Genomic DNA, 9,725 nt, shown 5'->3' on the forward strand with positions numbered 1-9,725 from the left:
TCTCACCGACGGCGGATTACCTTACGGCCGATTTGCTGCAGCAGGCCGACCGGCTTTTTGCGCGGGCCGAGGACGCCGTGGCCGACGACCCGAGCCGTCTCGCGCACGTGCGCAAGGCGCGCAACGCAGTCGATTACGCCATCTTGACGTCCCGACCCGATCGCTGCGAGACAGGCTGGGTGCACCACGATAGGCGCCTCGAACGCCTGCACGCATCTCTCGAGGCCACCGGCATGCGGGCCTACCGCGAGGGCGGCGGCGCCTCCCTCAAACGACTCGTCCAGGCGCTGTCCATCGAGCGTCACGCGGCGGCGTTGCCGCCCGTGTGCCGCGAGCGCCCGGCCGAGGCCTGTCGTTCGGCTCAAGAGCTCTCCCTCGATCTTGCCGGCGGGGCGGAAATCGTGGCCGACGCAAGCGCTGGCGACGGCGCCGCGGTGACCATGCAAGGTCACAAGCGCGCCTGGGGTATTCAGCTGCCACTCGATCGATTGCTTCCCGATGAAGGGCGCTGGCAGGTGTATGTGGCCGCGCGGGCGACCGCGGACGACAGCGCCGGCACTGTGCTACGCGCCGGCATCTACCCTGGCAAGCGCCGCGGAGTGAGCGCCGACGATCTTGCCGGCGATGGCTACCGCTACGTCGAGCTACCCGGTCTCTGGACGCATGATGCGGGCCGCACCGTCTGGGTCGCCCCGACGGGTTCGAAGGCGGTGCAGGCCATTTACGTCGACCGCATCGTCGCCGTCCGGGTGAACGGGTCATGAACCATGTGCTGGCGCCTCCCCCGACTCCCGGGCTACCCGACATGACGATGGGCTTGACCGCGGACTCTCCGGCGGGGCCCACGGCAGGCCGTCTGGGCTCACGGGGTTGGATGCTCTGCGGTTTGGGTGTGCTCTGCACGCTCACGCTATCCGCGGTCAAAATCCCCGTCGGAATCGATCTGCGCCTCGGGCAGATAGCGCTCGCCGGTACGTTTTTCCTGCTCATCCTCCACGACCTGCACCGTGAGCAGCTGCACTGGGGAGCGCTGCTCGCGGTGACCGGCTGCGGGATCATGCTGAGCATGCTCAGCCGCTTTTCGATCTATCCGCAGGCGAAGGAGATCACTTTCATCATCAAATACGTCGTGGTCTTCCCGATGGCGTTCTATGTGGGGGTGCGGCTGCTGCCCCTGATCGGCACGCGGCGTCTTGCGATGATCATCGAGCTTGTGCTGTTGTTCGGCACGATGCTCGCCGTCGCGCTTTTTTTCCATCCGGTGGCCGCGCTGATTCACGAGCGCCCGGAGCATCTTTCCTACGGCCTCAAGGGCAGTTTCTGGGAACAAGGCGAGCTCGCCTTTTTCATCGGGCTCTTCCTGCTCGCCGCGCTCGCCCTGCGGGTGGAGTACCGCCAATGGCCGCGGCGCGCCTGGCCCCTGGTGCTGCTCTACGTTTTTGCTCTGGGCTGCGCGCTCGCGAGCTATAACAAGACCGTCTGGATCGCGCTGATCGCCGCCTGCCTGGGCGCGGCCGTATTCTACCGTGGCCAGCCGCAGATCAGCGGCACCGCACGCACTTGGGCCCTGCGCCTGGCATTGGCCGCCGTGATCACCGGCGCGGCGCTGGCGGCCTACAACGCCTGGCTGCCCGGCGGTGAGAAGCTGGTCACTTCGCAAATGCTCGAGCACAAGTGGGAGGCCGAGCGCGGCGCGGCACTCCGCGTGGCGTGGAACCTCATCATGGAGGCGCCGTGGCTCGGCCATGGTTTCGGGTTCGTCGAGGCCTATTTCGGTAATTATCCCTCCGACATCATCGGCCTCGGGGGCGGTGCCGCACAGCTTTTCAATTCCTACCTGGATCTTTGGCTTTGCGCCGGCCTGCCCGGTGTGATCTATGCCTTGGGTCTGCTGTGCGTTGTGTTCAGCCCGCGAAGCCTGCTCTCCGTGTTGGTGGTCGGCTATTTATTCGTCTTCGCCAATGTCAATCCGGTCGGCCAGTACGAGTATTACCACCTCTTCCTCGGCGTGGCGTTTGCCGCCGCGCGTGCTGCCAACACCGTGGCGCCCGCGGCTTTTCGATGAGCGCCAGGGCGAGAACTTTCGGCAAGGAGTGAGCATGCAAGCGAGTCCAGCAGCCAAGGACGGTCCTTCCAGCGCCGCGCGCCGAATCGTGGTCTCCGTGGTCAGCCATGGCCAGGGCGATTTGCTGGCAGGGCTGCTCACCGACATGCGCACGCATTGGCGTGCGTGCGGCCTGCACCTGGTGGTGACCCAGAACCTGCGCGAGGAGACGCCCCCGGTGATGGACCGGCTTACCTTTCCCACGCGGGTGATCCGCAACCGCCGCCCCCTGGGCTTCGCGGCCAATCACAACGCGGCCTTCGAGGTTTTCGACAGTGACATCTTCTGCGTGCTCAACCCGGATATTCGTTGTCCGAGTGATCCCATGCCGACGTTGTTGCGCGCCCTCGCCCAATCCGAGATCGGGCTGGCCGCGCCCATGGTTAAAAGTCCTCACGGCACGGTGGAGGACAGCGCGCGCCGACGAATCACTCCGTGGCGCATTTTCCTGCGCACCAGCGGTCTGGCCCGCGGCCCGGATTACCCAATCGGTGATGACCCGGTCTATCCCGATTGGGTCGCCGGTATGTTCATGGCCATGCACTCCAAGGATTTCCGACGGCTCGGCGGATTCGACGAGCGCTACCGGCTGTACTGCGAAGACGCGGACCTGTGCATGCGACTCTGGGCGATCGGCCGGCGGGTAATGCTCGTGCCCGATGCCCTCGCCGTTCACGACGCGCGCCGGGAAAGTCACCGCAGGCTCCGCTATCTGCGCTGGCACGTCTCCAGCCTGCTGCGCTTTTTCGTGCGCTATCCGTTCTACCGCCCGGGGCCGGCCACCAAGGAGACGGCAAGCTATGTCGGCGTCCGTAATTGAGGCGCAAGCGCAGGAAATGACCGAACGCCCGAGCGCGGAACGCGTCAGCGCGCGGGCGCGAATCGCCTTCGTGGCCGTCTCCTACATCAGTCAACGCGATGGCGTCAGCGTCTACGCGGAGAACCTGCTGCTGGAGATGCTGCGGCAAGCCCCTCGGCAGGGGCTGAGTCTCACGATGGATGTCTACGCGTGCGCGCCGGGCGCCGCCTTGCTGGAGAACATTCTGCGCCGGGAGGGGTTCGACGAGTCGACGCATGTCATTGCCTCGAATGGCAACGGCCTGCTCACCAAATACCTGCGGGTGCCGTTGCAGGTGCGGCAACGCGAACCGTATCAGTGCGTCGTCGTCCCCAACTTACAGCCGCTGTGGTTGCCCGCAGCGCGCACGGTGGGTGTGCTCCACGACCTCACCTATCGGGTGGCGGGCGCGCACATGCCGCGCTGGCTGGTTTGCTACAGAGATCTGTTGACGCGCTTCTGGCTCTGGCGGGGAATGACCATCGGCTGTATCTCGCGCACCACGATCAATGATTTGGAGCGCTTTTACCCAGCCAGCCGCCGCCGGGCGCGGCCATATCTGCCCAACGGCTTGCCGGCGAAGCTGGCGGCCACTCCGCGGCCCGATGGCGAGGATGCGCACGCCAAGCTCGCCGCGCAACCGATCGAGCTGATTTTCGTGGGCCGGCTGAACCGGCTCAAGGGCTTCGATCGGGTACGCCACGTTTGCCTGAGGCTCGACGAGTACTGCGCGATCCACGGTATCGAGGCGAGCCTTCACGTCGTGGGCAAGGACACGCCCGAGAGCCCGCAGCTTCTGGCCGAACTGCAATTGCCGCGGGTGCGCTTGATCCGTCATGGCTACGTGGACGATCAGGCTCTGAACGAGCTCTACCGGCGCAGCGGTTTTTGTCTGTTCCTCTCCCGTAACGAAGGTTTCGGATTGCCGCTGCTGGAGGCGATCTGGCAGCGCTGCGTACCGCTGCTCTCCGACATCGGCATCTTCCGCGAGGTAATGGGCGCCGACTATCCGCTCTTCACCGGGGACGCGCAGGGCCTTGCCGCGCTCATCGAGTTCATGCATCGCCTGCGCACCGACCCGCTCTATCGGCGTGAGACCCTCGCCCGGATGGAGCGCGTTCTCAGCCGCTGGGAAGGGGGCTACACGCAGGCCGCCCGAGGTCTTTTGGCCTGGGCAAGCCGCGCGGGTGAGCCGACAAGCGAGGGCAGGTGAACAACAAAAGCGCGATCACCGCGCCCGGTTCGCTCGGCTTCGCGTATCGTCATAACAAACGAATCCGAACTGGGAGGAAACCTCAGGGCTTGGCTTGAGCGGGCCAGTTTGCAGAGACGCTTGCCTGCGGCAACGGCTGGTGCAACGCACGCCGGACGTCACAGCGAACCCAACAATCAGTCCGCATCGCCTGCCCGCGCCGCCGAACCGCTTTCGCGCACCCGTGTGCCACACGGCGCCGGTCCCCACGATCGCCTGGTCCGTCCAATGACGATGCCGCTGCGTGCGTTTCGGGCGCTATGGTGTGGCCGGCGCTTTAAAAGGTGGCCTGCGCGAGAATACCGGTGGCAACGTCGAGGAAAGGGCACGTATCGGGGGATGTTTGCTGCCCGCTGTACGCGTTGCGCGCGGGCGCGCCGTCGGGGTTACCACAGTTGCGCACCAACACATCGGGAGATTGCGAATTGAGCCGTCTCACACCGCCCATCATCATCCTGGGCATGCATCGTTCGGGTACCAGCCTGGTGGCACGTATGCTCGAGGAGATCGGGCTGTTCCTGGGCTGGCGCAAGGACATCAATCACGAAGCCTGGTTCTTTCTCAGGCTCAATGACTGGCTGCTGCATCAGTGCGGCGGCGCCTGGGATCAGCCCACGCCCATCAAGCATTTGATCGCCAACCCGACCGGCCGTCGAACGGTAGCCGATTACCTGCGCTCGACCCTCGCCGCCCCCCATGCCGCCTCGTTTCTTGGCCTAGGCGCGTATTTGCGCTATCGATCCATCACCGCGATCGAGCGTCCCTGGGGATGGAAGGACCCGCGCAATACGTTCACCTTACCGCTTTGGCTGGACTTGTTCCCGGACGCGCGGATCGTGCACGTCTACCGCCACGGCGTCGATGTGGCCGTGAGCCTCGCCCACCGCCAGCGGGAGAGCCTCGCGCACTCGCAGCGCCACTTCCGGCGCCGACGTTGGCTCTATGCGCTCGTTCCGCCGCGCCGGGCCGGGTTTGCCGAGTCCTGGCGCTGCGCGCAGCTCGACGAGGCGTTACGTCTTTGGTGCGAGTACATCCAGGAGGCGCGAGCCCACGCGGCGGATCTCCGCGATCGCCTCATGGAGGTGCGCTATGAGGATTTGCTGGAAAACCCGCGCCGCGAGCTCGCGGCACTCGCGGCGTTCTGCTCGCTGCCGACGCCCAAGGAAGGGGTGGAGCGGGTCGCTGGAGCCATTCGGCCCTCGCGCGCGTTAGCTCACCGCCACGACCCCGTACTGCGCGAATTGGCGGAGCGCTGGCGCGAGCAGCTACGGCCGTTGGGTTATTGATTTTGGGACCTCGGGACGAGGTCGTGCATGCACGCTCATTTCCACACCGAGGCTGTGTTCGCTGGAGGCGGGCGCCCGGTGCGCTCGACGCAGGAAACCGCCACCGACGCGAGGCCCGTCGTACCGGAAGGGGGCATTCCATGCGCATAGTCCCTCGCCACCAGCCGGCGTTGCTGATCGCCGCGGCCTGTGCCGCTGTGTCGGGCGCCGGACGAGCCGAACCATTGACCCAGATGCCGTTGATGCCCCAGGGGGACACCCTCGGCGCCTACGTCTATGGCGGCACGATCTATCACAGCAACCCTTTCCTGATTCCCAACGACGCCGAGGCACAACGCCGGCTCGGTACCACCGATACCGGCGACTTCATCGCCCGCACCGGCGCGGGGCTTCAGCTTGTCTGGCCGATCAGTCTGCAGACACTGCGCTTTTCCGGGTGGGCGGAGCGGAATCATTATCAGAACTTCAACGCCCTCACGCACACCGCTCTCGACACCACGCTCGGCTGGGACTGGGAGCTCGGCCGGCTATGGAGCGGCACGGTGGAGACGGAATATTCGCGCGGCATCGCAAGCTTCCAGGAATTTCAGAATGTCGACAAGAACATCCGCACCCGTTGGGTGACGTCCGCCAATGCGGGGCTGCATTTCCTGCCCGACTGGGAATGGCAGATCGGAGCCCTGCGCAGCGACACCTCCTTTGATAAGCGGGATTTTCTCGATCGCGTGGAGACCACCGGTTTTACCGAGGTGCATTACGACTCGCCGGTGCACACGCGGGTGGGGTTGCGCGCCGAGATCACCAAAGGCGATCTGAACCGGGAGGAGATACTCGCCGACGGCTCGGTGCTCGGCAACGATTACATCGAAAACCAATACAGCGTCGTGCTCGGCGTCGAGGGCAGCGAGGATTTATCGTACCTGACGGGTCGATTCGGCTTCACCCAGCGACGCTATGACGATCGTCCTGAACGCGACTTCTCGGGCCCGACGGCGCGCCTGTCCTATCTCTGGAAAATTACCAACAGCACCGCCCTGAGAATCTCCGGCTGGCGTGAGCTGCAGTCCCAGAACAACGAGATCGCCAACTTCCTCGTCTCGCACGGCTATAGCCTGGAGCCGATCTGGCAAGCGACGGCCAAGATTCGTGTCCGCGGCCATTATTCCTGGCAAAACAGGGACTACCAAGGCAGCGAGACACCCGGCAATATCAACGCCGGCCGCGAGGACGACGTGCGCACGATCGCCCTCGCCCTGGACTATGAGCCTTTGCCCGATCTCTATCTTTCCCTACAAGCGAGCCACAAAAACCGGGATTCCAATCGAGAGGTGAGGAATTTCGACTATGAACAAGTATCTGCCGGAGTCACTTATGAATTTTTCTGATTTCCCCACTTCGCTTTGCTCCGGGCACCTGCCCGCCTGCCGAGGATCGGGACGTGCGTTTTTGGCAAGCGTTCTCGTCATACTGCTCGGCTTGGCGCTGATTTGTCCAAGCCTTGTCAGCGCCCAGCAGAGCGGATCCGAGAACTACCGCCTTGGGGTCGGCGATCGCATCTCCGTGAGCGTGGCCGGCAGCTCTGAGTTCGATACCAACACCCGGATCCGCGAGGACGGCGCCATCGGCTATCCTTACCTGGGCACCGTCGAGGTCGCCGGGTTGACGCTGGAGGAGGCGGAAAAGCGCATCGAGCGCGAATTGCTGCAAGCCAAGCTGTTGCGCGACCCCCAGGTCACGGTGACGGTCGAGGAATACCTCAGCCGGCAGGTCACCGTGCTCGGCCAAGTCAAAAACCCCAAACGCTACGGACTCTCCGGACCGAGCACCGTGCTGGACATGATCGCCGAAGCCGGGGGGCGCCTGGAGGATGGCGCCGATCACGTGGTGCTCATACGCCACGAAAATGGCAAGCCCAAGCGCTACGTGCTGACCATGGAAGCGCTTATGGCGGGCGATGCCGTCGGCACGCGAGTACAGGCCAATGACGTCGTGATCGTGCCGCGGATGAATGTCTTCTATATCGAGGGCGCGGTGGAAAAAGCCGGAATGTACCGGCTGGAAGACAACATGACGGTCATGCAGGCCATCGCGGTGGGCGGCGGCCTGAGTCCGCGCGGCAGCTACAGCCGGATCGAAATCAAACGCCACGGCAACGGCGGGCAGGTCAAGACCCTGGACGCGCAGCTCACTGACACGCTCAAACCCGGTGACTTACTTCACGTCAAGGAACGCATCTTCTGACAACCGGCCGAGGAACACGGGCTGGCCCTTCGTTTGTCCACGGTCCAGGCAGCGCGAGGCAATGGCCGTAATGCCTGGACTGTCAGATACACGGGGGGCAGCTCGCTTTTGTCGCGCCCGCCTGACCAGTCAATCAGGCCGATCGTCAAGGAGAAAAAGGCGCCGTTGCGCCGTCATCGGCCCCAGGCAGATCAAAACGCTAACACCTTGCGGAGCTGTCCTCGCGGCGTTCGCGAACGCACCACGTCCGCCCGGTCCATCGCAATGGCGTAGGTATTTTTCGCACATTTGAAGGGTCGGTGCCCCCGATCTGATTCAATGGCATGAACAGACGTTCTATCAACCAGAAGAAGGAGCCACCACCAGATACCAAGAAGAGCTTGGGCAAGATTATCCGCGTGCGCCGCACTGGCTGGTCCTGGCCGATGCAATCACGGCTGTATTGGCGGCCGGCGAGTGCCCATCTCTGGCGAACCATCCAGGCGTTGAGATCCTGCCTTTCCTGATAGCAACTTTTTCTCATAGCAAGTCGCGACCAGCCGTCCGTAGCGATCCCGCTCCTTGCCCTCAACAGCGCACGACAACCCTTGGTCTATTCACTATGTCTCGGTTGGGTTGAACTGCGATCCACCTGAAGGTGGTGTGTGCGCGCGGGTAATAGCGTCAACAACGCGAGACCGGCCACTGCGGAAAAGCCTGATGCTAGAAAAATCCCTAGCTTGGCACTGTCAATCAGACTCTGGCTGAAGGCCAGGTTGGCAATGAACAGCGCCATAGTGAACCCGATTCCGGCGAGCAGGCCACCACCGATCAGTAACCTCCAGCTAAGATCCGGCGGGCGTACCGCGATTCCCAAGCGCGTCGCCAGCCAACTGAATGTCACAATACCAACGGGTTTGCCGAGCGCGAAACCAACGAACACAGCTGCCGTGACGGAATTGCCGAGGTCGTCGATGGAAAGCGGCAATCCGGCGTTGGCAAATGCAAAAAGCGGCATAATGACAAAACCGACCCACGGGTGTAGCGAGATCTCCAACCGTTCTACCGGCGACAACGTCTCGCGCGCCGCGATCTCTGCCGCGTGCAATGTCTGGCGATCTTTTGTGTGCCCATTTCCGAGGTCACTGGTTGGGTGCGCAATGACTTGTCTCAATATGGCATGCAAACGCTCGTCGCTGACCCAACGCCGGGCGGGTGTCATCAAGCCGAGGATCACGCCGGTGATGGTTGCATGAATCCCGGACACATCCACTGCGACCCAGACGATACTGCCCACCAGGAAGTAGAGCGGAAAACCGCGAACGCCAAGCAGCGCCATCGCACGTACGACCGCGAAGCCAAGAGCAGCCAGGGCGAGCGCGCCCCAGACAATGTGACTGCTGTAGCCCACGGCGACGACAAGAATGGCGCCGATATCGTCAACGATCGCCAAGGAAAGCATAAACACGCGCAAGCTGTGGGGAATGCGCCGCCCCAGCAGGGCCAGGCAGCCTATAACGAACGCGGTGTCCGTTGCCATAACCGTGCCCCAACCCGTCTCGCCGGGCTGACCCCATTGCAGCGCCAGATATAGCGCAGCAGGGACGAGCATACCGCCTAGGGCACCAGCGATGGACAGCGCGGCAATGCGCGGTTTGTTCAGCTCGCCTAGGACCAATTCTCTCTTGAGTTCCAAGGCGACAAGAAAGAAAAACAGGGTCATCAACCCGTCGTTGATCCACTCTCTCAACGAACGGCCGAATTCCAACGTGCCAATCTGAAAACGGACCGGCGTCTCCCACGTGCCTAGGAAAAGATGAGTCCACGGCGAGTTGGATAGAACGAGGGCGGCGACAGTAAATAACAGAAGAACAGCGCCGCCGGCGGCCTCGATGCGTAAGAATCGGCCAAACGGTTTTGTCAGGCGCTCGACGACCCTCTTTGGCAGTCGAGTAATCGCTGCATTTGAATCAGCCTGCGGATCTTCGTTCACAGAGAAGGACTCAAAGGCTTTTCAGATGCCTT

8 protein-coding genes are annotated in these 9,725 nt (G+C 63.3%); 7 read left to right on the top strand and 1 reads right to left on the bottom strand.

What is annotated here, in order from left to right:
* The 7 genes from AC52Q4_RS04945 to AC52Q4_RS04975 all read left to right on the top strand — a co-directional run.
* A partial coding sequence (locus AC52Q4_RS04945) for a hypothetical protein (protein ID WP_495535695.1) occupies window positions 1–764 on the top strand: 764 nt, incomplete at its 5' end.
* Window positions 761–2,065: an O-antigen ligase family protein gene (locus tag AC52Q4_RS04950; RefSeq protein WP_495535696.1), complete on the top strand. Its 1,305-nt coding sequence runs from the start codon at window positions 761–763 to the stop codon at window positions 2,063–2,065. The genes AC52Q4_RS04945 and AC52Q4_RS04950, both read left to right, overlap by 4 nt.
* Window positions 2,066–2,099: 34 nt before the next feature.
* A complete protein-coding gene (locus AC52Q4_RS04955) occupies window positions 2,100–2,924 on the top strand; it encodes a glycosyltransferase family 2 protein (RefSeq protein ID WP_495535697.1) in 825 nt (274 codons plus the stop codon).
* Complete coding sequence (locus AC52Q4_RS04960; RefSeq protein WP_495535698.1) at window positions 2,905–4,155, top strand: glycosyltransferase; 1,251 nt, start codon at window positions 2,905–2,907, stop codon at window positions 4,153–4,155. The genes AC52Q4_RS04955 and AC52Q4_RS04960 overlap by 20 nt, the downstream gene beginning before the upstream one ends.
* A gap of 464 nt (window positions 4,156–4,619) precedes the next feature.
* Window positions 4,620–5,480, top strand: a complete 861-nt coding sequence (locus AC52Q4_RS04965) for a sulfotransferase (RefSeq protein WP_495535699.1) — start codon at window positions 4,620–4,622, stop codon at window positions 5,478–5,480.
* Between the two features lie 140 nt (window positions 5,481–5,620).
* Window positions 5,621–6,865 (top strand): outer membrane beta-barrel protein, encoded by a 1,245-nt coding sequence (locus tag AC52Q4_RS04970; RefSeq protein WP_495535700.1) that lies wholly within the window; start codon window positions 5,621–5,623, stop codon window positions 6,863–6,865.
* Window positions 6,852–7,721, top strand: coding sequence for a polysaccharide biosynthesis/export family protein (locus tag AC52Q4_RS04975; protein ID WP_495535701.1), 870 nt, complete (start codon window positions 6,852–6,854; stop codon window positions 7,719–7,721). The genes AC52Q4_RS04970 and AC52Q4_RS04975 overlap by 14 nt, the downstream gene beginning before the upstream one ends.
* A gap of 592 nt (window positions 7,722–8,313) precedes the next feature.
* On the opposite strand, the gene nhaA is transcribed toward AC52Q4_RS04975, so the two are convergent.
* Window positions 8,314–9,693: a Na+/H+ antiporter NhaA gene (nhaA, locus tag AC52Q4_RS04980; RefSeq protein ID WP_495535702.1), complete on the bottom strand. Its 1,380-nt coding sequence runs from the start codon at window positions 9,691–9,693 to the stop codon at window positions 8,314–8,316.
* Window positions 9,694–9,725 lie beyond the last annotated feature (32 nt).

The sequence above is a fragment of the Nitrococcus sp. genome (assembly GCF_059432795.1).

What these genes read in the sequence shown, in the direction of transcription:
- AC52Q4_RS04975 (WP_495535701.1), top strand. Translation starts at nt 6,852, where the DNA reads ATGAATTTTTCTGATTTCCCCACTTCGCTTTGCTCCGGGCACCTGCCC.
- AC52Q4_RS04960 (WP_495535698.1), top strand. Translation starts at nt 2,905, where the DNA reads ATGTCGGCGTCCGTAATTGAGGCGCAAGCGCAGGAAATGACCGAACGC.
- AC52Q4_RS04950 (WP_495535696.1), top strand. Translation starts at nt 761, where the DNA reads ATGAACCATGTGCTGGCGCCTCCCCCGACTCCCGGGCTACCCGACATG.
- AC52Q4_RS04970 (WP_495535700.1), top strand. Translation starts at nt 5,621, where the DNA reads ATGCGCATAGTCCCTCGCCACCAGCCGGCGTTGCTGATCGCCGCGGCC.
- AC52Q4_RS04955 (WP_495535697.1), top strand. Translation starts at nt 2,100, where the DNA reads ATGCAAGCGAGTCCAGCAGCCAAGGACGGTCCTTCCAGCGCCGCGCGC.